Annotated in this window: 18 protein-coding genes; 6 read left to right on the top strand and 12 right to left on the bottom strand. The window is 64.3% G+C overall.

The window, feature by feature from the left end; genetic code table 11:
* Window positions 1–54: 54 nt before the first annotated feature.
* Both GGD67_RS11945 and GGD67_RS11940 read right to left on the bottom strand, forming a co-directional pair.
* Complete coding sequence (locus tag GGD67_RS11945) at window positions 55–2,679, bottom strand: SUMF1/EgtB/PvdO family nonheme iron enzyme (protein ID WP_179732903.1); 2,625 nt, start codon at window positions 2,677–2,679, stop codon at window positions 55–57.
* 138 nt (window positions 2,680–2,817) lie between these two features.
* Window positions 2,818–3,714 carry a TauD/TfdA family dioxygenase gene (locus tag GGD67_RS11940; protein WP_179732895.1) on the bottom strand — a complete coding sequence of 299 codons (897 nt, stop codon included), beginning with the start codon at window positions 3,712–3,714 and terminating at the stop codon, window positions 2,818–2,820.
* Between the two features lie 193 nt (window positions 3,715–3,907).
* On the opposite strand from GGD67_RS11940, the gene GGD67_RS11935 reads away from it, so the two are divergent.
* On the top strand, window positions 3,908–4,237 hold the full coding sequence (locus tag GGD67_RS11935) for a hypothetical protein (RefSeq protein WP_244550564.1): 330 nt from the start codon (window positions 3,908–3,910) through the stop codon (window positions 4,235–4,237).
* Window positions 4,230–4,652 (top strand): type II toxin-antitoxin system VapC family toxin, encoded by a 423-nt coding sequence (locus GGD67_RS11930; protein ID WP_179732888.1) that lies wholly within the window; start codon window positions 4,230–4,232, stop codon window positions 4,650–4,652. The genes GGD67_RS11935 and GGD67_RS11930 overlap by 8 nt, the downstream gene beginning before the upstream one ends.
* Before the next feature lie 9 nt (window positions 4,653–4,661).
* On the opposite strand, the gene ispG is transcribed toward GGD67_RS11930, so the two are convergent.
* The 3 genes from ispG to GGD67_RS11915 are packed head-to-tail and all read right to left on the bottom strand — an operon-like array spanning window position 4,662 to window position 7,441.
* Complete coding sequence (ispG, locus tag GGD67_RS11925) at window positions 4,662–5,945, bottom strand: flavodoxin-dependent (E)-4-hydroxy-3-methylbut-2-enyl-diphosphate synthase (protein WP_018316741.1); 1,284 nt, start codon at window positions 5,943–5,945, stop codon at window positions 4,662–4,664.
* Between the two features lie 12 nt (window positions 5,946–5,957).
* Window positions 5,958–6,911 carry a DMT family transporter gene (locus GGD67_RS11920; RefSeq protein WP_179733060.1) on the bottom strand — a complete coding sequence of 318 codons (954 nt, stop codon included), beginning with the start codon at window positions 6,909–6,911 and terminating at the stop codon, window positions 5,958–5,960.
* A 35-nt stretch (window positions 6,912–6,946) separates the two neighbouring features.
* Window positions 6,947–7,441 carry a Fur family transcriptional regulator gene (locus GGD67_RS11915; protein WP_018316739.1) on the bottom strand — a complete coding sequence of 165 codons (495 nt, stop codon included), beginning with the start codon at window positions 7,439–7,441 and terminating at the stop codon, window positions 6,947–6,949.
* A gap of 155 nt (window positions 7,442–7,596) precedes the next feature.
* Here GGD67_RS11915 and GGD67_RS11910 point away from each other — a divergent pair, with 155 nt between their 5' ends.
* The 3 genes from GGD67_RS11910 to GGD67_RS11900 are packed head-to-tail and all read left to right on the top strand — an operon-like array spanning window position 7,597 to window position 10,809.
* The gene (locus GGD67_RS11910; RefSeq protein ID WP_026201730.1) at window positions 7,597–8,079 is read left to right on the top strand and encodes a MarR family winged helix-turn-helix transcriptional regulator; all 483 of its coding nucleotides are present in this window, start codon (window positions 7,597–7,599) and stop codon (window positions 8,077–8,079) included.
* Window positions 8,072–9,235 carry an HlyD family secretion protein gene (locus tag GGD67_RS11905; RefSeq protein WP_179732886.1) on the top strand — a complete coding sequence of 388 codons (1,164 nt, stop codon included), beginning with the start codon at window positions 8,072–8,074 and terminating at the stop codon, window positions 9,233–9,235. The genes GGD67_RS11910 and GGD67_RS11905 overlap by 8 nt, the downstream gene beginning before the upstream one ends.
* Window positions 9,236–9,252: 17 nt before the next feature.
* Complete coding sequence (locus GGD67_RS11900; protein WP_179732884.1) at window positions 9,253–10,809, top strand: MDR family MFS transporter; 1,557 nt, start codon at window positions 9,253–9,255, stop codon at window positions 10,807–10,809.
* Between the two features lie 213 nt (window positions 10,810–11,022).
* Here GGD67_RS11900 and GGD67_RS11895 read toward each other — a convergent pair whose 3' ends face one another.
* The 6 genes from GGD67_RS11895 to pcaF form a co-directional block, all read right to left on the bottom strand.
* Window positions 11,023–12,114: a phosphotransferase gene (locus GGD67_RS11895; RefSeq protein ID WP_018316735.1), complete on the bottom strand. Its 1,092-nt coding sequence runs from the start codon at window positions 12,112–12,114 to the stop codon at window positions 11,023–11,025.
* A 48-nt stretch (window positions 12,115–12,162) separates the two neighbouring features.
* Window positions 12,163–13,851 carry a methyl-accepting chemotaxis protein gene (locus tag GGD67_RS11890; protein WP_179732882.1) on the bottom strand — a complete coding sequence of 563 codons (1,689 nt, stop codon included), beginning with the start codon at window positions 13,849–13,851 and terminating at the stop codon, window positions 12,163–12,165.
* A 254-nt stretch (window positions 13,852–14,105) separates the two neighbouring features.
* On the bottom strand, window positions 14,106–14,708 hold the full coding sequence (pcaG, locus tag GGD67_RS11885; protein ID WP_179732880.1) for a protocatechuate 3,4-dioxygenase subunit alpha: 603 nt from the start codon (window positions 14,706–14,708) through the stop codon (window positions 14,106–14,108).
* On the bottom strand, window positions 14,709–15,410 hold the full coding sequence (pcaH, locus tag GGD67_RS11880; RefSeq protein ID WP_026201729.1) for a protocatechuate 3,4-dioxygenase subunit beta: 702 nt from the start codon (window positions 15,408–15,410) through the stop codon (window positions 14,709–14,711).
* 93 nt (window positions 15,411–15,503) lie between these two features.
* On the bottom strand, window positions 15,504–16,397 hold the full coding sequence (locus GGD67_RS11875; protein ID WP_179732878.1) for a dioxygenase: 894 nt from the start codon (window positions 16,395–16,397) through the stop codon (window positions 15,504–15,506).
* 119 nt (window positions 16,398–16,516) lie between these two features.
* Window positions 16,517–17,725, bottom strand: coding sequence for a 3-oxoadipyl-CoA thiolase (gene pcaF, locus GGD67_RS11870; protein ID WP_179732876.1), 1,209 nt, complete (start codon window positions 17,723–17,725; stop codon window positions 16,517–16,519).
* A 216-nt stretch (window positions 17,726–17,941) separates the two neighbouring features.
* Between pcaF and mutS the strand changes: the two genes are divergently transcribed.
* Window positions 17,942–20,680 carry a DNA mismatch repair protein MutS gene (gene mutS, locus GGD67_RS11865; protein ID WP_179732874.1) on the top strand — a complete coding sequence of 913 codons (2,739 nt, stop codon included), beginning with the start codon at window positions 17,942–17,944 and terminating at the stop codon, window positions 20,678–20,680.
* 157 nt (window positions 20,681–20,837) lie between these two features.
* Here mutS and GGD67_RS11860 read toward each other — a convergent pair whose 3' ends face one another.
* Complete coding sequence (locus GGD67_RS11860; protein ID WP_026201728.1) at window positions 20,838–22,514, bottom strand: PAS domain-containing methyl-accepting chemotaxis protein; 1,677 nt, start codon at window positions 22,512–22,514, stop codon at window positions 20,838–20,840.
* Between the last annotated feature and the right edge of the window lie 93 nt (window positions 22,515–22,607).

Raw genomic sequence — 22,607 nt, 5'->3', positions numbered from 1 at the left:
AGTGCTATTGTTTGAGGTCGTTCCGGCTGGCGAGGCCGATGCATTCGGACCTGGCTATCTCAATGTCCTCGCGACACGAAATCCAACGTTGCTGACGCGTCCTTCGGACTGCACGCCATATCGGCTCCCCGCTTCGACTGCATCCGCCTTGCTGACCCAGGAGCCTCCCCTCAGGACACGCTGCTCACAGCGGCCTTTCGTCCAGGGGCTGCCGTCAGTAGGCGCGCCCTCATAAGTGTCGTTGACGCAATCCTCGACCCATTCCCAGATATTGCCGTGCACCTGATAAAGGCCCCACGGATTCGGCTGAAAGGAATCGACCGGGGCCGTCTTTTGCCCAGAGCCCCCTTTTGCGTTTTTGTCCTGTCCGGTCTTGTCATCGTAGTTAGCCCGCCCCCGAGAGACCGAGGCGCCCCACCAGAACGACGTCGTCGTCCCCGCCCGCGTCACATATTCTCGCTCGGCTTCGCTCAACAGGCGATAGGCCTTGCCGGTGCGAGCCGACAGCCAGGCCACGTAGCTCTTGGCATCCGACCAGGAAATGTTGATCGCCGGCCGCCTTCCGCGGCCCCAGCCGTTGTCCCAGGGCTTATATCCGTTGCATCCACCATCCGCGACGCAGGCATCCCATTCGTCGAATGTGACAGCGTAGCGCCCAACTGCGAACGAACGCGCGAACGTGACCTTGTGGCGAGACGATTCCGTGGAGCGTTTGGATACGCTGTCCGACGAACCCATCATGAAGGTACCCGGCGCGACCACGACCATCTCCGGGCACTTCTCGCATTCCTTGAAGCTGGCCTTCTGCTTCAGGGCGCCCTCTTCCGAATCGGACAGCGCCTTGATGCCGAGCGCACTCAATCCCTCGCGCGGCGGGGCGGTGTCGGCGGGGAGCGTCGCGTTGGTGGAGGCCAACTGCGTCCCTTGTAGTGCCCTGAGACGTTCGCGCACCTCCGCCGATCGCGAGCTTTCCGGAAATTTGCTGAGGAACTCTTCGAACATGGCCGGCGAACGGCCGTCCTTGATCGCGTTCCAGACGATTTCATCGGTCGCGGGCGGGGGCGGTGGTACTGCCGCCGCTACTCTTTCTTTCTTCAATTCGTCGCGACGTGACAACGCGGCAGAGAGGTGCGAACTGTTCGAATATTTTGCGGCAAACTCCTCGAAGATCGCGGGGTCGTGCGACTCCTTTATCGCGTTCCAGACGATCTCGTGCGCAGGCGGTGGAGGCGGCGCTTGAGCGGCAGCGATCTCCTTCCTGAGGTCATCCCTGCGCTGTCGTGCGTCCGCGACGTGCGAGCTCGCCGCATATTTGCTCACGAACTCATCGAAGATCGCGGGATCACGCGAGCCCCTGATTGCGGCCCAGACGATGTCCTCTGCGGCAGGAGGCGGCGGAGCCTGCGAGGCGGCAATCTGCTTTTTAAGCTCATCCCGGCGCGTCCGTGCGTCCGCCAGATGCGGGCTTGCGGGAAACTTGCTGGCGAAATCATCGAAGATTGCCGGATATGTCGAGCCCTTGATGGCATCCCAGACAACCTCATCGGCCGTCGGCGGCGGCGGAATGCGGGCGGCGGCGGCCGTAATCTGCTTTTGCAGTTCGTTGGCACGCGATTGCGCTTCGGCTCGATGCTTGCTAGCGGGGAACTTGCTGAGGAAATCATCGAAGATCGCGGGATAGGTTGAATCCCTGATCGCCGCCCAGACAATTTCGTCGGCGGTCGGCGGCGGGGGTATGCGCGCGGCTGCAGCAGCTTGCGCCTGCCTCAGTTCGTCGCGCCGCGCCTCGGCCGCCTTCAGATGCGGGGTGGTCGGAAACTTCGCGATAAACTCCTCGAACACGCCTGGATAGGTCGAATCCCTCACGGCATTCCAGACGATATCATCCGTCGTCGGCGGAGGCGGCAGTTTCGGTGCATCGACGATCGAGACAATGGAGCCGCCCAATGATCCGTAGACGAACGGCTCCTGGTGACGATTGGTGACCTTCAGCACTTCGTCACGAACCCGACCGAACGCAATCCGCAAGTCCAAGCCGGGAGAAGCAATGTTGTGCAGAAGCGCGGACGTGAAGGGACTGTTTTTCGCATCGCCGTCCAGCGCGACCGATCCGGCCTTGGCCGCGAAGGCAATCAGCGTATCGGACACCGCGGGCTCGACCTTCGCCAGACCGCGACCGATCGATCGGGAGGCTATGGTTCGCTTCATGGTCTTCAGGAACGGATTATCCCGGCACGCATCGAGGATGACGAGGCGAAGTCGCCTGGTCGGCTCTATCGATTTCAGAATGCGATCAAGAGAAATGGCCTCGTCCTCGATGTCGAAATCACGGGACAGCTTCGCGTCGACGGGAATGACGTAGTTCACACCGTCGACCTCGATGCCATGGCCGGCGAAATAGATGACGGCCACGTCGGCATCGCTTGCCATCTCGGCGAAATCGCTGATCGCGCGCCGCATATCTGAAATTCCGAGGTCGCGGCGGGCATCGACCGCGGAAAATCCTGCAGATCTGAACAGCGAGGCAATCTCGGCGGCGTCATTCCGAGGATTCGGAAGGCTCGGGACATTCCGGTACGACGAATTGCCAACCACCAGAGCGACGCGCTTCTCGGCCAGCGCTTGTCCCGCGAACCCGTAAAAAACGAGCGCAAGAATGGTAGCCGCCACCCAGCGCATAAAATTCCCCCAAATCGCCCTTAGCGAGTATATCGCTGGTTGCAGCGCCTGCAAGCAGCACCGCGAGCCCACATCATTCGACGGGGACAGCGCCAAATCCGTGATTCAGATCACTTAGCAATCGGCGACGGTCGCCACCTAAACCGGCCTCTCCCCCTTCACCGTCACCCGCGTGCCCGAGCGCGTGTGGGGCCAGTAGTCCCACATCGCGCGGTGCTGGGTGCAGCGGTTGTCCCAGAAGGCGATGGCGTTCTCGGTCCAGCGGAAGCGGCACTGGAACAGCGGGTTTTCGGCGTGCTGGTAGAGATAGGCGAGCATCGCATCGCTCTCGTCGCGCGGGATGCCGTTGATGTGGCGGGTGAAGCCGCGGTTGACGTAGAGCGCCTTTCTGCCGGTGACCGGATGCGTGCGCACAACGGGATGCTCGGCGCTCGGATAGGACGGACGGTCGGCAACGCCGTAGTTCGCATAGAGCCCGCGATAGATCGGCTCGCCATCATGCAGCGCGGTGAGGCCATCGAGATAGGCCTTCATGCGGTCCGACAGCGCCTCATAGGCCGCGTACATGTTGGCGAACAGCGTGTCGCCGCCGCGCGGCGGGCATTGCTTGATGTAGAGGATCGAGCCCATCGGCGGTTCGAGATCGCAGGACACGTCGGAGTGCCAGCCCTCGCCGTTGGCACGCGGCGAGTTCTTGTCGGCGTAGATCTTCATCAAGGCGGGGTCTTCGTCCTCATGCGGCGCGGCGGGATGGAAATGCAGCTCGCCGAACTTGCGGCCGAAGGCGAGCTGCTGCTGCGGCGTGATCTGCTGGTCGCGAAAGAAGATGACGAGGTTTTCGGCGAGCGCGCGGTGGATCTCGTCCATCTGCCGATTTGAGCGCGCGTCGTCGGAGACGAGCCCGCCGATGTCCACGCCCGATATTTCCGCGCCGATGATGGGGGTGAGCTTTTCGACCGCGATGGTCTCGTAGGGCGCGCCGTCGTCAGCCGTGTGGCGATAGCGCGGACCCTGCTTGCCGGCGAGTGAGCTCATGGCGTGTCTCCCGATCTGTTGTTCGTTGCTTGCTATCCTAGGCCTCGGGAGCGCAGACGCAAAGATAGCAACCCGCGAATCTTGACACACTTATAAAGTTTTAATAGTGTGCAGAAGGAAAGAGGCTTCCACGATGGGTAAATATGAGCGACTTGGCGCGTTCCTGAAGTCCCAACGGGCCAAAGAGGTCCCTATGACCTTTGCCGAAATCGAGCGAGTCATTGGAAGCAAGCTCCCTCCTAACTCTCCTCAATACCCGGCCTGGTGGAGCAACAATCCGACCAACAATGTGATGACCAAGGTCTGGCTGGCCGCCGGCTTTCGTACCGAGCAGGTCGACACGAAGGCTCGCAAGGTCGTGTTTCGCCGGGTCGAATTGAGTTCCGCAGAACCGGCGCCGTCGCGCGTCAAGAAGCTCGGCCGCCCTCCGCTGTTCGGCGCCCTCAAAGGATTGGCACACATCCCACCCGGCGTTGATTTGACACAGCCGGCCGATCCCGATTGGGGCCAAGTGTATGAGTGATCCTGCGCCTCTTTTGCTCGATACGCATGCCGCGATCTGGATTGCAGAAGACAAACCTATTGCCACCGAGGCGAGCGAGGCGATTGAAGCCGCCTATCGCGCAGGATCTGCCATGTTCGTCTCTGCAATCACCGCATGGGAAATCGGCTTGCTCGTTGCACGCAACAGGCTGGGCCTCTCCACGAGACCAGAACTCTGGTTTCAACGGCTGCTTGCCGTCGAAGGAGTGCGGCTCGCCGAACTCACGCCCAATATTTTGATCGCGTCTTCATTCTTGCCCGGCGCCCCGCCGCGTGACCCTGCGGATCGAATCATCATTGCAACCGCTCGCGACCTTGGCGCGAGCGTGATTACCCGGGACGGATTGATGCTGAGATATGGCGAGACAGGCCAGGTCAGCACGATTACATGCTGACCTGAACGCTTACTCCGCCGCGGTCACCGGCACCTTAGCGCCCTGGCCGTAACGCTGCTCGATATAGTCGATCACCAGCGCCTTGAAGTCGGCGGAGATGGTCGGGCCGCGCAGCGTGCGGAACTTCTTGCCGTCGACGAACACGGGTGCGGCCGGCGCTTCACCGGTGCCGGGCAGCGAGATGCCGATATTGGCGTGCTTGGATTCGCCGGGGCCGTTGACGATGCAACCCATCACCGCGACGTTGAGCTCTTCGACACCAGGATATTTCGTCTTCCAGGTCGGCATCTCGTCGCGGATGAAATCCTGGATCGAGCGCGCCAGTTCCTGGAACGTGGTCGAGGTGGTGCGGCCGCAGCCGGGGCATGCAGCGACCAGCGGCACGAAGGTGCGGAAGCCCATGGTCTGCAGCAACTCCTGACCGACCTGCACCTCGCGGGTGCGGTCGCCGCCGGGCTCCGGCGTCAGCGAGATGCGGATGGTGTCGCCGATGCCCTGCTGCAGCAGGATGCCGAGCGCGGCGGACGACGCCACGATGCCCTTCGAGCCCATGCCGGCCTCGGTCAGGCCGAGATGGATGGCGTAGTCGGAACGAGAAGCGAGATCCTGATAGACCGCGATCAGATCCTGCACCGCCGAGACCTTTGCGGAGAGGATGATGCGGTTCTTGGGCATGCCGAGCTCTTCGGCGCGCGCGGCCGAGAGCAGCGCGGACTGCACCATGGCCTCGCGCGTCACCGCGCGCACGTCGCGCGGATTGGCGGAGGCGGCGTTCTCGTCCATCAGCTTGGTCAGCAGCTCCTGGTCGAGTGAGCCCCAATTGGCGCCGATGCGCACCGGCTTGTTGTTCTTGTTGGCGATCTCGATGATGTCGGCGAACTGGGTGTCGCGCTTGTCCTTGAAGCCGACATTGCCGGGATTGATGCGGTACTTGGCGAGCGCCTCGGCGCAGGCCGGATAGGCCGCGAGCAGCTTGTGGCCGATATAGTGGAAGTCGCCGATCAGCGGCGTGGTGATACCGCGCTTGGCGAGGCCGTCGCGAATGTGCGGCACGGCGGCCGCGGCTTCCTCCCGGTCCACAGTGATGCGGACCATTTCGGAGCCGGCGCGCGCGAGCGCTGCGACCTGGGCGATGGTACCGTCGATGTCGGCGGTATCGGTGTTGGTCATCGACTGCACGACGATCGGCGCACCGCCGCCGACGGCGACGTCGCCGACCTTGACCTGGGTGGTATGGTAACGCGGCGCTGGCCCCGCGATGTCGGAATCGATGGTGGTTTCGGGCTTGTTCATGGGGTCCAAATATCAGGTTTTGGTGACGTTCAGCAATGCATCGCGCGGCGCCGCAGCGACTTGGCTGGGACGGTTAACCAGAAAAAGCCCAGCAATTACAAGGACGGCGGCCGCCCCGAACGCCAAGCTTAGCGTGTCGTGCATGATGAAATAGCTACCGACGACGCCAAACAAAGGGGTGATGAAGGTAAAAGCCGACAATTTGCTGGCCGAATAGGCCTTCACCAGCGCGAACCAAAGCGTGAACGTGGTTCCAACGACCCAGATCGCCTGGAAGGCCATCAGGCCGAGCGACAGCGGCGCGGGGGTGTGCGTGATGGTCTCGCCGAACAGCCAGGCCGCCAGCCCCAGGATCGGGATCGAGATCGCGACCTGATAGCCCAGCGCCTTCTCCGGCGCGGCAAACCGCAACCTGGTGCCCTTGGCAACCAGCGTGGTTGCCGCCCACAGCGCGGCGCCGCCGACGATCATGAGGTCGCCGAGCAGGACGTGCGAATCGACATTGGGCTGCGGCACGCCAATCGCTAGGGCGACGCCGGCAAAGCTGATAGCAAGACCCAGCCATTGCGAGGCGCCAAGCCGTTCGCCGAGCACCTGATAAGAGCCGAGCGCAACGAAGAACGGCGCGGTGTAGAGGAACACCACCGCGCGCGAGGCCGACGTGAGGCGCAGCCCCTGGAAGATCAGCACGAATTCGATGCCGAACATCAGCCCGGCGATCAGGCCCGGCTTCCACGTGCCATCATTCTCGAAGAATTTGACCCCGCGCAGCGTGCCGATGAGGAACAGCACCGGCAGCGCGCCCGTCGACCGGATCGTGGCCTGCAGCATCGGCGGAATGTCCGGCAGCACCAGCTTCACCGCGATCTGGTTGAACCCCCAAGTCAGGCACAGCATGAGCATCAGGGCGATGGCGCCGGCACTGAGGGGACGTGCGGTGGAATGTAAGGCTTGTGGTGAGGACATCTCTTCCCGATTACCGGCTTTGCGCCGTTGTTGCTCTATGCAGCTTTCTGACAATGGGTGCAGACGCCCGTGATCTCCACCACGGACAATTTAGGCGCAAAGCCCGAGCTGCGCGCGGCAGCATTGAGATCCCCGGCGAAGGACGCCGACGGGATCTCGCCGACCAGGCCGCAGCGCTCGCAGATCAGGAACGCCACCGCCGAGGTCGCATCATGGTCGTGGGCGGCACAGGCGAGATAGGCATTGCGGCTCTCGATGCGATGCACAAGGCCGTTGGCCATCAGGAAATCGAGCGCGCGATAGACCGTGATCGGCGCCGGCCGCGACATCGATTTGGCTAGCTCGTCGATCACCTCATAGGCGCCGAGCGGGCGATGGCTGGAGAGCAGGGCCCCCAGCACCTGACGGCGTATCGGCGTGAATTTCTGTGCGCGCTGCTTGCAGACCTCCTCGGCATGCGCCAGCGCGTCCGCGGTGCAGCGGCCGTGATCGTGGTCAGGCGCGGGAAATGCCGGCTTTGCGAGGGTCATGCGGCCACGTTCTAGCATTTGAGCCCGGGAACCCAAAGCGCGACCCTCCGACCGGCTGCCAGCCATGCTCGCGCTGCGGGACAGCATCGTGATATCCGCCATGGAATAATCATAAGCTTGCTTATTATATCCCCAGCTTATTGGAGACCAAGCTTATGACCCGCGGGTCCGTCGACCAGAACTTCCTGTTCACGCTCGGTGAGCTCTACCGCCTGTTGCGCGTCTATGCCGACAAGGAGGCATCACGGTTCGGCATCACCCGGGCGCAATGGGCAGTGCTGGCCAAGGTCGAGCGCAGCGAAGGCATGAAGCAGTCGGAACTCGCCGAGCTGCTCGAGATGCAGCCGATCACTCTGACCCGCCTGATCGACAAGCTCTGCGACAATGACTGGATCGAGCGCCGCAGCGACGCTTCGGACCGCCGCGTCAAGCGCCTGTATCTGAGGAAGGCCGGCCGGCAATTGCTGGGCCGGATGAGCGGGCTGAAGTCCGAGCTCACGGCCAACGCGCTCGACGGCATCACGCCGGCGGACGCCCATCGCCTCCTGACCCAGCTCGAAACCATCAAGGAAAACGTGCGTACCGCGATCCAGACCAGCGGCGCGGAACAGGCGCGTAAGGAGCAGCGCTATGGCTGACCAAGTCCTCAAGTTCCAGCCCGAGCAGAAGACCGACAGCGGCAAGCCCACCAAGAAGGCCGGCACCGACCCGCGCCGCCGCCTGGTCGCGGGCCTGCGGCGTTACCGCCGCTTCCTGCTCCTGGTCGTGCTGCCTGTCATCGCCGCCATCGGCGGCATCACTTTCTACCTGCATGGCGGCCGCTATGTCGGCACCGACGACGCCTATGTCGGCGCGCAGAAGGTGCTGGTGACGCCCGACATCTCGGGCAAGATCCAGAAGGTCGTCGTGAAGGAAGGCCAGTCCGTCAAGCAGGGCGACGAGCTGTTCGAGATCGACCCCGCTCCGTTTCGCCACGCGGTGGTCGAAGCCAAGGCGCAGCTCGCGCAGGCCCGCACGACCTACGACAACCTCGTCGCCAACATCAAGATCTATGGCGACATGCTGGGCCTCGCCCAGCAAGGCATCGATTTGAAGCAGCGCGACGTCGAGCGCAAGCAGGCGCTGGTGAAGAACAATTACGGCTCGCAGCTCGATCTCGACAATGCCTCGAATGCGCTGGTCACCGCCGGCGCGCAGGCGCAATACATCAAGCAACAGCTCTCCAACGCCAGGACGCAGCTGCTCGGCGACCCCGCATTGCCACTGGAGCAATTCCCGCCTTACGCACAGGCGAAAGCCAAGCTGGACGATGCCCAGCGCAACCTCGATCACACCGTGCTGCGCGCGCCGATGGACGGCGTGGCGACGCAGGTCGAGCAGATCCAGCTCGGCCGCTATGTCGCCGCCGGCACGCCGGTGTTTTCCATCATCGACGTCGCCCACCCCTGGGTCGACGCCAATCCGAAGGAGAGCGACCTCACCCACGTCACCGAAGGACAGCCCGTCACGCTCGAGGTCGACGCGTTCCCGAACCACGTCTTCAAGGGCAAGATCGGCTCGCTCTCGCCCGGCACCGGCGCGCAATTCGCGATCCTGCCGCCGCAGAACGCCACCGGCAATTTCGTCAAGGTGGTGCAGCGCGTGCCGATCCGCATCTATTTCGACGAGACCGACAAATATGTGCGGAAGCTGAAGGCCGGCATGAGCGTCTACGCCACCATCGACACCGGCCATCAGCGCTCGCTCGCCGGCCTGTTAGGCCTGTCGGCGACAGCGAGCCAGGATAAAGACTGAACGCAAGGACTGATCCGATGTCCGGTCCCAATGCCAGCCTGATGGTCCCCGGCCTGCGCCGGAACATGGTGACGATCTGCGCCATGACCGCGACCATCATGCAGGCGCTGGACACCACCATCGCCAACGTCGCCCTGCCCTACATGCAGGGCACGCTGTCGGCCTCACAGGACCAAATCAACTGGGTGCTGACCTCCTACATCGTCGCCGCGGCGATCATGACGGCGCCGGTGGGCTGGATCGCCAACCGTTTCGGCCGCAAACGCATCTTCATCATCTGCTCGGCCGGCTTCACCATGGCCTCGGTGCTGTGCGGCCTCGCCCAGGACATCAACCAGATGGTGCTGTTCCGCCTGCTGCAAGGCGTGTTCGGCGCCGCCCTGGTGCCGTTGTCGCAATCGGTGATGCTCGATTATTACACGCTCCAGGAACGTGCCAAGGCGATGTCGATCTGGGGCATGGGCGTGATGATGGGCCCGATCATGGGCCCCTCGCTCGGCGCCTGGCTGACCGAGACCTATTCCTGGCACTGGGTGTTCTTCGTCAACCTGCCATTCGGCTTCATCACCGTGCTCGGGCTGATCGTCTTCATGGACGAGACCGACAAGAATCTCAGCCTCAAATTCGACTGGTTCGGCTTCGCCGCGCTGGCGGTTGCGATCGGCTCACTTCAGCTCGCGCTCGACCGCGGCGAGCAGCTGGGCTGGCTGGAATCCAATGAGATCCTCGCGGAGTTCATCGTCTCGGCCGTCGCCTTCTACTTCTTCCTCGCGCACTCCTTCACGACCTCGACGCCGTTCATCCGGTTCGCGCTGTTTCGGGACCGCAACTTCGTCACCGGCTGCGTGTTCATGATCGTGATGGGGCTCGTGCTGTTCTCGACCATGGCGCTGGCCTCGCCCTATATGCAGAACGTGATCGGCTATCCCATCATCACCGCCGGCCTGCTGCTGGCGAGCCGCGGCTTCGGCACCTTCTTCGCGATGATGCTGGTCGGCCGCATGATGCGCTATTTCGAGGCGCGCACGCTGATCATCAGCGGCCTGACGCTGACCGCGGGCTCGCTGTTCCAGATGACCGGCTGGACCGATTTGACCCAGGTGCCGGAGATCGTCACTGTCAGCGTCATTCAAGGCTTCGGCTTCGGCCTTGTCTTCGTGCCGCTCTCGACCGTGGCCTTCCTGACACTGTCGAACGACCTCCGTACCGACGGCACCGCGATGCTGACCCTGATGCGCAACGTCGCGAGCTCGGTCGGCATTTCCGTCGTCATCGCCCAATTGACGCAGGGGACGCGGCGGACCTATGCGATCCTGTCCGAGCACATCAACCCGTTCAACCATGCACTGCAGATGCCCGACGTCAGGGGCCTGATCAACCTGTCCACCGACGCCGGCCGCGCCATGGCCGACAGGATGGTCAGCGTCCAGGCGCAGATCATCGCCTTCGCCTACGACTATCAGCTGGTGATGTTCTTCATCCTCTGCACCATCCCGCTCGCCTTGCTGATCGGCTCGACCAAGGCCACGCTGCGCAAGCAGGCGGCGGGACCGGAGCATGCGGTGATGGAGTAGGACGCGGTCGACCACCAATGTCCGCTGTCGTCCCGGACAAGCGCTGCGAAGCGGAGCGCAGATCCGGGACCTCAGCGCGAGCGCTTGCGCTCGTCGCGATAATCACAGGGAGTAGTTTGGCGAAGACTGTGAACTACCAGTCTCGCGCCAAACTACTCCCTGTGATTATGAGTCCCTGCGTTCGCAGGGACGACACCGAAATTGCGGCGCGCCCTACAACAACTCCTCGCAGCCCAAATCATCCACCGCCGCAAACACCCGCTCCAGATTATTCCACCAGATCAGCGGCGGGAGATTGACGCTCCATTGCCAGACCGGCTTGGTGATGTGCCAGAGCACCGACCGGCGATAATCCTGGTCAAGTGCGCCGCGCGTGTAGCCGCTGACGCCGTGCGAGATCAGGGTCTCATGATAGCGGTTGAGCAGCAGGCGCTCGAGCGTCTGGCGGCGCTCCGGATACCATTGTGTCGCCATCATGTAGGCGAGATCGTGGGTCGGCACGTTGATGCGCCACTGGTCGAAGTCGAAAATCCGCACGGTGTCGGCGATGTCCGCGCGCGGCAGGAGGAAATTCCAGGTATGGGCATCGCCGTGGGCAATAGAGAGATGTCGATGGGAATGATAGCGCTCAAGCAAACGATCCGACTGCTCAATGAACCGACGATAGAGGATGCGTCGTTCTTCGCTCAGACGGTCGCCGAGAAGATCGGCAAAACGATCATAGTGGCCAGCAAAGGTCTCCATCAACCTTGACGTATCATCGGCGCTCATCCAACTGCCGACGATGTCGCCGAGACTTGGGTGGTCCCACCATGCCGCGTGCCAGCCCGCGAGCGTCGTGACGATCGCCATCGCCTGTTCGCGAGACGGCGGCAAGGGCCACGGGGCCGCGACCTCATGGCTGTCGGTGAGGTCCTCGAGCAGCAGATGCCAACTGACATTTTCCTCATCGAACTGTCCGTCAAAGCAACGCGGCACCAGCCCCGGCGGCATATTCGGTGCAAGTTTCGCATAGAAGGCCACTTCGTGCCGGCCACCATGCGCAAGCGTCTTGGCAAAATCGGCATGCGGCGTCTTCAGGATCAGTGTCTGCGGCGCGCCGCCGGATTCACCGACATAGCGCAGACCGAGGCGGATGATGTGAGACACGACGGTGTCGCGCTGATGCAGCACCTTCACCTCACGGACCGCGCCGGCGTCCAGCACGCCGCCTCTGCGCAGTGCCGCCGTCAGTCGGGCGGGCTCAACGACATCAGGCAGTTGTGGAGGTGTCATGAAATTCACGATGCCCCTGTCCCGCGCCATACTGCACGATCATAGCCCCGCGCACCAGCGGCCGAACCGACGCCGCGCTCAAGCCGCCTCGGTCGAGTCGCGCACGGTCCGCACCACGACCGACCGAAGCTGTTCGAGATTGGCCGCCATGCCGGCGATCGCCTGCCTGACCTCGGCGGCGCGCTCGTTCACGGAAGCGGCGTCGCGGCTGACATTGCCGATCTTGGCCGAGACCTCCTTCGCCGCTGAGGCCGATTCGGAAATCGACCGCGTGATCTCCCGCGTCGCGGCGTCCTGCTCTTCCATCGCGGCGGCAACCGAGGTCGCCACGCCGTCGATCTCGACGATGTGCCCTCCCATCGTCTCGACGGCATCGACCGCGGCCTGGGTCGAGGCCTGAATCTCGGTGATCAGCCGCGTGATCTCCTCGGTGGATTTGGCGGTCTGGTCGGACAGGGACTTCACTTCGGCGGCGACCACGGCGAAGCCGCGGCCGGCCTCGCCGGCGCGGGCGGCCTCGATCGTGGCGTTGAGCGCCAGAAGGTTGGTCTGGCCGGCGATGCCGCCGATGAGGTCGGAGACCTCGGCGATCTTCTTCACCGATCCGGCCAGTGCCTGGATGGTCGAACGCGCCTGCTCGCGGCCGGCGACCGCCGATTTTGTGACGGTGCTGGTCCGCACGACCTGGCTTGCGATCTCGCGGATCGAGGCGCTCAGCTCTTCGGCCGCGGCCGAGACGGTCTGCGAGCTGCCGAGGGCCTGGGTGGAGGCCGCCGCGACCGCCTGCGACTGTGCGGAGAGCGACCTCGCGATATCGGACAGGCTGGACGCCGCCCGCTCGACGCCTTGCGTCGCTGCGCCGGCGGTGTCGACCGATCGGCCGGTCTCGCGCTCGACGGTCTCGGCCATCTGGTGCAGGGCGGAGCGCTTGGCGAGCGCCGCCTCCTGCTCCTGCCGCAACTGCTCCTCGCGCAGGCGGGAATTCTCGACCGCCGCCTGCTTGAACACCACAAGCGCCCCCGCCATCGAGCCGACCTCGTCCTTTCGGTCAGCGAAAGGAATGTCGGCGGCGAGATCGCCGGTCGCGAGCTTCTGCATCGTGCCCGTCATGCGCACGATCGGCCGCACCACGCCGAGTGCGACGCCGAGCAGGCCCGCAGCAACGAAGGCCAAGACAGCGGCGGAGACGCCGAGGAGGATATAAAGCATCGAGCTGTCGCGGTCCGCGGCCAGCTTTTCCATGGCTGCATTCTGCTTGTTGGCGTTCTCGACGATGCTGTCGATCACGGCGCGATGCGCGGTGTAGGCGTCCTTCACCTGCGCATAGATGCGCTCGGACGCAGCGGCGTCCTTGGCTTTGAGGGCCGGCAGGAGCTGGTCGGACGCCTTCCAGAACTTCTGCACCTCAGCATCGGATTTCGACACCAGCGCCGTCTTCAGGTCGGCCGAGAGGCTGGAGGTGACCCAGAACGCCTTGCGCTCGTCGTAATCCTTGCGGAGCTGGACCAGGCGTTCGCCGTGGGCCGCCAGCTGGTCCGGCTCGCGCATGGCCAGGGTCGCCTCGAGATAGGCCTCGATGACATATTCCGGCGGCGGCAGAATGTCCGCGATGAGGTCGTTGCCGAGCTTGATGTCGGAATAGAGCGGACCGCCGACCTTGAGCTCTTTCAAGGCGTACAGGCTGGTCGAAACCACGGCGGCAAAACCGATGGCGAGAACGATGCCGAACGCAATGATCGCAGATGACAACGACAGACGAAATTTCATGAAAACAATCCAGGGCGGTGTCAAAACTGCAGCCACCCTAGACGAATACGGTAAATACGGGATTGCTTCGCGCCGAAATTGTATCGCGCGCACTCCGTCTAACTACGGGAATTTGACGTCAAGCCATCGGTATTTGAGTCAGCGAGGCTGACGCACACGCGTGCGGGAGAGTCGTTTCGGCCGGAGGCAGCCTCGGCCTCGATGCGCCAGATGAGACATGTGTGCCGAGGATCAAGCCCCCGGCACGCGTTGCCTCACACGTCGAAGAACACCGTCTCGTTGTCGCCCTGAAGCCGCAGGTCGAGCCGGTAGGCCGGCTTGCCGGCTTCGCGCACCGCAGTCAGCGTGGCGCGGCGCTCGGTGGGCACCAGCGCCAGCACGGGGTCGGCGGCGTTGCCGGCCTCGTCGCCGAAATAGATCCGGGTGTAGAGATGCCTGAGCATGCCGCGGCCGAACACCGCAAGGAGGATGTGCGGCGCCTGCGGCTTGCCATCGGGGTCCGGCACCGTGCCCGGCTTGATGGTCTCGAACGCGAAATTGCCGTCCTTGTCGGTGCCGCAACGGGCAAAGCCGCGGAAGCTTGCATTTGGCAGCGCACGCTTGTCCTGCGGGTCGGCGAAGCGGCCTTGTGCGTCCGCCTGCCAGATCTCCAGCATGCAATCCGGCACGGCAACGCCGTCACCGTCGAATACGCGACCCTCGATGCGGATGCGCTCGCCGGTGACATCTGGCGTCAGCGTCGAGTTGGTGAACGCGTCGTTCCAGGCGTACTCGCCGTTCGGCGTCAGGCCGTATTTGAAGAACGGGCCGACCGTCTGCGATGGGGTGATCCCGTCAGGCGTCACAGAATCCTGCACTTAGTGATTCTCCATGGGGGTGGCGTTCTTGCCGCGCAGCACGATGTCAAAGCGGTAGCACAGCGCCCATTCGGGCTGGGTGTTCTCGAGATCGAACGAGGAGACCATCCGCGCTCGCGCCTTCTCGTCCGGCACCGAGTTGAAGATCGGATCGAACGGGAACAGCGGATCGTTCGGAAAATACATCTGCGTCACGAGGCGCGTGACGAAGGAATGGCCGAACACCGACAGATGGATATGAGCGGGACGCCAGGCGTTGTGATGATTGCCCCAGGGATAAGCACCCGGCTTGACGGTGACGAAGCGATAATAGCCGGAGGCATCGCTTTGGGCGCGGCCGGCCCCCGTGAAATTCGGATCGAGCGGCGCCGGATGCTGGTCACGGACATGGACGTAGCGGCCGCAGGCATTGGCCTGCCAGATCTCGACCAGCGAGTTCGGCACGCCGCGGCCGTCCTCGTCGCGCACATGGCCGTGCACGATGATACGCTCGCCGATCGGCTCGCCCTTGTGCTGGGTGGTGAGGTCGTTGTCGCCCTCGCGCACGGTCTCGTGGCCGTAGACCGGGCCGGTGAGCTCCGACAACGTATGGCGCATCGGGATCAAGGGCTTGTTCGGCGCACGCTTGATCGAGCTCTTGTAGTCGGGCGACAGCGGCAACGGATGAGCCTTGTTGCTGTCAGTGGGATAGATGAATGTCATGGGCGGACTCCTCCCCGGCCATGTGGTCCGGCCGGACAACGCTTCCGCCAATCATTATAGGATATAACTAATTGGGGGAAGCGGGTTTGAGCCCTATTTGATCGGCGGACGGGGCAGTACGGCTTCCCCGACTTCGAGCCGGTAGACATGGTCGAGCGAATACCAGGGCGTCGCAACCTCGCGTTCGGTCGGATGTGGCGCGTCATGGCGCAGGAACTTGCCGATCAGCGCCTGCGTCACGCCGAACTGCACGTCGCTGTCGATATGGGGATCGTTGGGATCGTAGACCTGCGAGATCAGGACCTTGAAGCCCGGCTTGAAGATCAGGGCATGCAGATGCGCGGGGCGGTAGGGATGGCGGCTCTGCGCCTCCAGCAGGCGGCCGACCACGCCGTCCGTCGGAATGGGATAGCCGACCATCATCACCGAACGGAAGGAGAAGCGCCCATCCAGGTCGGTCGTGAACTTGCCACGCAGGTTCATGTCGGCTTGGTCAGCATCCTGGTTCTCGTAAAGGCCGACCGGAGAGGCGTGCCAGACATCGACCTCGGCGCCGACGACCGGACGACCGTCCTTGTCCACGACGCGGCCGTTCACGAACAGCGGCGCGCCCGGGGTCTCGGAGCGGACGATCGATCCGCCATTCTCGACCCGCGGCGAGTTCAACCGCCAGAACGGCCCGAGCAGTGACTGATCGGTTTCGGTATTGCCCTGATCGCCGTTGTTGAGCAGGCAGACCAGCGGCGAGACGCCGAGCGAGCCCGCCATCAGCACCACTTCGTTGTGCGTATCGGTGGTCAGCTTGCCGAGCTCGGCGATGACAGCGGTGGCATCGCGAAACTCCTTCTCGGTCAGGCGGACGTCGCGCACGAAGCCGTGCAAATGCTTGACCAGGGAGATCATGATCTGGCGCATCCGCGGATCGGAAGTCCGCTCCATCACCGCCAGTGCCGCGGCCGTGACGTCCTGCTCGCGCTCGATGATCATGCCCGCCTCCCGATCGCCCGTCATTCCGGGGCAGCCCGACAGGGCTGAACCCGGAACCTCGAGATCCCGGATTCCGCTCTAACGAGCGGCTCCGGGATGACGGTCCACTGCGTGGACCGTCAGTTCAGCTTCTCGATCGCGACCGCGACGCCCTGGCCGACGCCGACGCACATGGTGGCGAGCGCGAGCTTGCCGCCGCGCTTCTCCATGCCGTGGACGGCGGTGAGCGCGAGGCGCGCGCCGCTCATGCCGAGGGGATGGCCGAGCGCGATCGCGCCGCCATGCGGATTGACGAAATCGGCATCGTCGGCGACGCCGAGCTGGCGCATGCAGGCGATGCCTTGCGAGGCGAAGGCCTCGTTGAGCTCGATCAGGTCGAAATCGCTGATCTTCTTGCCGAGCCGCTCCATCAGCTTGCGGGTCGCGGGCACGGGACCAATGCCCATGATGCGCGGCGGCACGCCGGCCGAGGCAAGGCCGAGGATGCGCGCGCGGGGCGTGAGACCATGCTTCTTCACCGCAGCTTCCGAGGCCAGGATCATCGCGGCCGCGCCGTCATTGACGCCGGAAGCATTGCCGGCGGTCACCGTGCCGGGATTGCGCACGATCGGCTTCAGTTTTGCGAGACCTTCGAGCGTGGTTTCGGGGCGCGGATGCTCGTCCTTGTCGACGGTGATGGGACCCGCCTTGCCGCCGGGAATGGTGATCGGGACGATTTCCTCGGCGAAATAGCCCGCCGCGATCGCCTTGCCGGCGCGCTGCTGCGAGCGGATGGCGAAGGCGTCCTGGTCGGCGCGCGAGACCTGGAATTCCTCGGCGACGTTCTCGCCGGTCTCCGGCATGGCGTCGACGCCATACTGAGCCTTGAGCAGCGGATTGATGAAACGCCAGCCGATCGTGGTGTCGAAGATTTCGGCCGAACGCGAGAAGGCCTCCTGCGCCTTGCCCATCACGAAGGGCGCGCGGGTCATGGATTCGACGCCGCCGGCAATGGCGAGCTCGATCTCGCCGGAGCGGATGGCGCGGCCGGCGGCACCAACCGCATCGAGGCCCGAGGCGCAGAGCCGGTTGAGCGTCTGGCCGGGAACCGAGTCCGGCAGACCTGCGAGCAGCAGCGCCATGCGGGCGACGTTGCGGTTGTCCTCGCCGGCCTGGTTGGCACAGCCGAAGAAGACTTCGTCCACCTGCGCCCAGTCGAGATTGGGGTGCTTGGCCATCAGTGCCTTGATCGGCGCGGCGGCGAGATCGTCGGCACGCACCTTGGCAAGCGAGCCGCCGAAGCGGCCGATCGGGGTCCGCACGGCATCGCAGATAAAGACGTCACGCATCGTTGTTCTCCCTGAATGCCGCGGTTCGGCCCAAATTCTTCAATGACGCCGGAGTTTTAGGAGGGCGCCCGCAGCAGGTCAATTGACTGATACACGCGTGTTCCGAGGGGGCCGCACGCCGGCCACGCATGCCGCAATGCGGACAACGTGGAAAACCCGCTCCTTCCGGCCAAAGCGATAGGAGCAGGGGGCGAAATTTTGTAGGTTGCGCCGCCCATGACCATGCAACAGCCGATACAAGTACCGCCCCCCGACGAAGCGCCCGCTTCGCCAACGGAAGCCGTCGCGCGCGTCACGCCGATGATGGAACAGTACCTGGAGATCAAGGCGGCGCATCAGGGCCTGCTGCTGTTCTACCGGATGGGCGATTTCTACGAATTGTTCTTCGAGGATGCCGAGATCGCCTCCAGGACGCTCGGCATCGTCTTGACCAAGCGCGGCAAGCACCAGGGCGCCGACATCCCGATGTGCGGCGTGCCGGTCGAGCGTTCCGAGGATTATCTGCATCGGCTGATCTCGGCCGGCCACCGCGTCGCGGTGTGCGAGCAGACCGAAGATCCTGCTGCCGCCAAGGCACGCGGCAACAAGAGCGTGGTCCGCCGCGGCGTGGTGCGGCTGGTGACGCCTGGCACGCTGACCGAGGACACGCTGCTCGATGCGCGTGCCAACAATTATCTGCTCGCGATCGCGCGCGCCCGCGCCTCCGGCGGCGGCGACCGCTTCGGCCTCGCCTGGATCGACATCTCGACCGCCGAGTTCACCGTGATGGAGTGCTCGGGCGGCGAGCTCGCCGCGACGCTGGCGCGCATCAACCCGAACGAGGCCATCGTCACCGACGCGCTCTATAACGACAGCGAGCTCGGACAGACCTTGCGCGAGCTGCCGGCCGTGACGCCGCTGACGCGCGACGTCTTCGACGGCGCCACCGCCGAAAAGCGCCTTTGCGATTATTTCGCCGTCGCGACCATGGACGGACTGACGCAGCTGACGCGGCTGGAGGCCACGGCAGCAGCAGCCGCCGTCACCTATGTCGACCGCACCCAGGTCGGCAAGCATCCGCCGCTGTCGCCGCCCGCGCGCGAAGCTTCCGGCGCGACCATGGCGATCGATCCGGCGACACGCGCCAATCTCGAGCTGACGCGGACGCTCGCAGGCGAACGTCGCGGCTCGCTGCTCGATGCGATCGACTGCACTGTGACCTCGGCGGGCTCGCGTCTGCTGGCTCAACGTTTGGCCGCGCCGCTGACGGATGCGCCGGCGATCGCGCGCCGGCTCGATGCGGTCAGTACCTTCGTCGCCGATTCAGCTGCGCGCGAAGACATCCGCAGCATCCTGCGCGGCGCGCCCGACATGTCGCGCGCGCTGGCGCGTCTGTCAGTCGGCCGCGGCGGCCCGCGCGACCTCGCAGGCCTGCGCGACGGCATCATCGCCGCCGACCAAGTGCTGGCGCGGCTTGGCGAGCTCGATCAGCCGCCGCAGGAAATCGCCGCGGTGATGGCGGCCTTGCAGCGCCCCTCGCGCGAGCTCGCGGCCGAATTCGCCAGCGCGCTCGACGAGCAGCTGCCGCTGATCAAGCGCGATGGCGGGTTCGTTCGACAGGGCTATGAGCCGGCGCTCGACGAAGCCCGAAACCTGCGCGACGCCTCGCGTCTCGTCGTCGCCTCGATGCAGGCGCGCTACGCCGACACGACATCCGTGAAAGGCCTGAAGATCCGGCACAACAACGTGCTCGGCTATTTCGTCGAGGTCACCGCGCAGCACGGCGACAAGCTGATGTCGGCGCCGCTGAACGCGACTTTCATCCATCGCCAGACGCTGGCGGGGCAGGTGCGCTTCACCACCTCCGAGTTGGGCGAGATCGAAGCCAAGATCGCCAATGCCGGCGATCGCGCGCTCGGCCTAGAGCTCGAGATTTTCGAGCGGCTGTCAGCCAAGGCCATGACCATCAGCGACGATCTGCGCGCCGCCGCTCACGCCTTCGCCTTGCTCGACGTTGCGACATCACTGGCAAAGCTCGCGGTCGACGACAATTATGTGCGACCGGACGTGGACGATTCCCTCGGCTTTGCGATCGAGGCCGGCCGCCATCCCGTGGTGGAGCAGGCGCTGAAGCGCAATGGCGAGCCGTTCATCGCCAATGCGTGCGACCTGTCGCCAAGCCCGGCGCAGAAGTCCGGCCAGCTCTGGCTGCTCACCGGCCCGAACATGGCCGGCAAATCGACCTTCCTGCGTCAGAACGCGCTGATTGCCCTGCTTGCCCAAATCGGCAGCTTCGTGCCGGCCGCGCGCGCGCGGATCGGCATCATCGACCGACTGTTCTCGCGTGTCGGCGCCGCCGACGATCTCGCCCGCGGTCGCTCCACCTTCATGGTCGAAATGGTCGAGACGGCTGCGATCCTGAACCAGGCCGGCGAGCGCTCGCTCGTGATCCTCGACGAGATCGGCCGCGGCACCGCGACCTTCGATGGTCTCTCGATTGCCTGGGCCGCGATCGAGCATCTGCACGAAAGCAATCGCTGCCGCACGCTATTCGCCACGCATTATCACGAGCTGACCGCGCTCTCCGCAAAACTGCCGCGGATGTTCAACGCCACGGTGCGGGTTAAGGAGTGGCAGGGCAACGTCGTGTTCCTGCACGAGGTGCTGCCGGGCTCGGCCGATCGTTCCTACGGCATCCAGGTGGCAAAGCTCGCCGGCCTGCCGCCGGCCGTGATCACGCGTGCAAAATCGGTGCTGTCCAAGCTGGAGGCGCAGGACCGCGGCCAGACCGCACGCGCGCTGGTGGACGATCTGCCTCTGTTCGCCGTGCCCTCACGCGCGGCGGCCGAAGCCGCGCCGCCGAGCGAGGCCGAACTGCTGATGGAGGCCGTGCAGGCGCTGCATCCGGACGAGATGTCACCACGCGAGGCGCTGGATGCGTTGTATGCGTTGAAGGCGAAGCTGCCGAAGCAGTGACAGTGCCGTAGGGTGGGCAAAGCGACTTGTCCGCCATAGCTCGAAGAGCGACGGCGGAAGCGTGCCCACCGCGTTTTGGACGAGATCGGGAAGAGATGGTGGGCACGGCGCGCGAAGTGCGCGCCTTTGCCCACCCTACGATTCCGTGCGCTGAGCGCTACGCCCTTGCCGCGATCGCAGCCGCCTCCGCAGCCGCGCGCTGCATGCTGGTCGACATCTCGTTCGTCACCGTGCTCTGCTCCTCGACGGCAGCGGCGGTCGATGTCACGTATTCGCTGACATTGTTGATCGCCTGCTTGATCGAGCCGAGCGCGCTGACGACGTCGCCGGAGATGCCGTTGAGGCTGCCGATCTCCTGGCCGATCTTGTCGGTGGCCTGCTTGGCCTGATTGGCGAGGCTCTTCACTTCGGAAGCGACCACCGCAAAGCCGCGGCCGGCTTCGCCGGCCCGTGCGGATTCGATCGTGGCGTTGAGCGCGAGCAGGTTGATCTGTCCGGTGATGCTGTTGATCATCTCGACGATGCCGCTCATCGACTGCGCCGCCTCGGTGAGGCGCTGGGCCTGAGCATCGGCGGAGGCGACCTGCTCCACCGCGCTCATCGCCGTCTCGCGGGACTTGGTCATCGCCTCGGAGATCTCCCGCACCGAAGCGTTCAGCTCTTCCGACCCGGCGGCGACCGATTCCATCATGCCGCGCACGCGCTCGTTGCCCATGCGGACCAGCACCTGACGCGTGGTGTCGGTGGCATATTTCACGACCTTGAACGGCTTGCCGTTGAGATCGAGGATCGGGTTGTAGGAGGCCTGGATGTAGACCTCCTTGCCGCCCTTGCCGATGCGCTTGTATTCGGCCGCCTGGTACTGACCGCGGTTGAGGGCGGCCCAGAACTCGCGATAGGCCGCGCCGTCGCGCTCCGTGGGCTCGACAAACATGCTGTGGTGCTTGCCCTTGATCTCGGCCAGCGAGTAGCCGAGCGCGCCGAGGAAGTTGGCGTTGGCGGCGATGATCGTGCCGTCCATGTTGAATTCGATCACGGCCTGGGCCTTGTCGATCGCCGCGATCTGGCCGGCGAGATCGGCGTTCTTCAGCTTCTCCGCGGTGACGTCCGTTGCGAATTTGACGACGCCGTAAGGTTTGCCGTTCTCGTCAAGCAGCGGGTTGTAGGAGGCGAGGATCCACACTTCGCGGCCGCCCTTGCCGATGCGCTTGAACTCGCCGGCCTGGTATTCACCGCGGTTGAGTGCAGCCCAGAACTCGCGATAGGCCGCGCCGTCGCGGTCGGCCTGCGGCATGAACAGGCTGTGATGCTTGCCCTCGATCTCGGCCAACGAATAGCCGAGCGTCTTGCAGAAATTCTCGTTGGCGCTGACGATGGTGCCGTCGAGCTTGAATTCGATGACGGCCTGGGCACGGCTGATCGCGGCGATCTTCGACGCATCCGTCATGCTCCGGATCTTCTTCGCCGTGATGTCGGTCGCGATCTTGGCGACCATCACCGTCTTGCCGTTGCCGTCGAGCACCGGATTGTAGGATGCTTCGATCCAGACCTCGCGGCCACCCTTCGCGATCCGCTTGAACTCGCGCGCCTGATACTCGCCACGGTTCAATGCAGCCCAGAACGCCTTGTACTCGGCGGTATCGCGCTGGTCGGCCGGCACGAACATGGAGTGATGCTTGCCCTGAATCTCGTCAAGCCGATAGCCGAGGGCGTCGAGAAAATTCTGGTTGGCCGTGACGATCGAGCCATCGAGATTGAATTCGATCATGGCCTGCGAACGGCCTATGGCGTCGAGCCGCCCTTGTGCATCGCTGTGGGACTTGCGACCGAACATCAAACAATCTCCATCTCGAAACAACGTGGACAGCCCGTAGGGGAAGTGACCGCTGCGGCAACACAGCCGTATTCAAATCGACAATTCCGCGAG

It is taken from the genome of Bradyrhizobium sp. IAR9, from assembly GCF_013408065.1.
In the GTDB taxonomy this organism is placed as follows: Bacteria; Pseudomonadota; Alphaproteobacteria; order Rhizobiales; family Xanthobacteraceae; genus Bradyrhizobium.
This window is presented reverse-complemented; position numbering and strand designations above follow the sequence as displayed.

Excerpts from the sequence above, each read along its gene's own strand:
- GGD67_RS11945 (WP_179732903.1), bottom strand. The coding sequence starts at position 2,679 with ATGCGCTGGGTGGCGGCTACCATTCTTGCGCTCGTTTTTTACGGGTTC.
- GGD67_RS11940 (WP_179732895.1), bottom strand. The coding sequence starts at position 3,714 with ATGAGCTCACTCGCCGGCAAGCAGGGTCCGCGCTATCGCCACACGGCT.
- GGD67_RS11935 (WP_244550564.1), top strand. The coding sequence starts at position 3,908 with ATGACCTTTGCCGAAATCGAGCGAGTCATTGGAAGCAAGCTCCCTCCT.
- GGD67_RS11930 (WP_179732888.1), top strand. The coding sequence starts at position 4,230 with ATGAGTGATCCTGCGCCTCTTTTGCTCGATACGCATGCCGCGATCTGG.
- ispG (WP_018316741.1), bottom strand. The coding sequence starts at position 5,945 with ATGAACAAGCCCGAAACCACCATCGATTCCGACATCGCGGGGCCAGCG.
- GGD67_RS11920 (WP_179733060.1), bottom strand. The coding sequence starts at position 6,911 with ATGTCCTCACCACAAGCCTTACATTCCACCGCACGTCCCCTCAGTGCC.
- GGD67_RS11915 (WP_018316739.1), bottom strand. The coding sequence starts at position 7,441 with ATGACCCTCGCAAAGCCGGCATTTCCCGCGCCTGACCACGATCACGGC.
- GGD67_RS11910 (WP_026201730.1), top strand. The coding sequence starts at position 7,597 with ATGACCCGCGGGTCCGTCGACCAGAACTTCCTGTTCACGCTCGGTGAG.
- GGD67_RS11905 (WP_179732886.1), top strand. The coding sequence starts at position 8,072 with ATGGCTGACCAAGTCCTCAAGTTCCAGCCCGAGCAGAAGACCGACAGC.
- GGD67_RS11900 (WP_179732884.1), top strand. The coding sequence starts at position 9,253 with ATGTCCGGTCCCAATGCCAGCCTGATGGTCCCCGGCCTGCGCCGGAAC.
- GGD67_RS11895 (WP_018316735.1), bottom strand. The coding sequence starts at position 12,114 with ATGGCGCGGGACAGGGGCATCGTGAATTTCATGACACCTCCACAACTG.
- GGD67_RS11890 (WP_179732882.1), bottom strand. The coding sequence starts at position 13,851 with ATGAAATTTCGTCTGTCGTTGTCATCTGCGATCATTGCGTTCGGCATC.
- pcaH (WP_026201729.1), bottom strand. The coding sequence starts at position 15,410 with ATGACATTCATCTATCCCACTGACAGCAACAAGGCTCATCCGTTGCCG.
- GGD67_RS11875 (WP_179732878.1), bottom strand. The coding sequence starts at position 16,397 with ATGATCATCGAGCGCGAGCAGGACGTCACGGCCGCGGCACTGGCGGTG.
- pcaF (WP_179732876.1), bottom strand. The coding sequence starts at position 17,725 with ATGCGTGACGTCTTTATCTGCGATGCCGTGCGGACCCCGATCGGCCGC.
- mutS (WP_179732874.1), top strand. The coding sequence starts at position 17,942 with ATGACCATGCAACAGCCGATACAAGTACCGCCCCCCGACGAAGCGCCC.
- GGD67_RS11860 (WP_026201728.1), bottom strand. The coding sequence starts at position 22,514 with ATGTTCGGTCGCAAGTCCCACAGCGATGCACAAGGGCGGCTCGACGCC.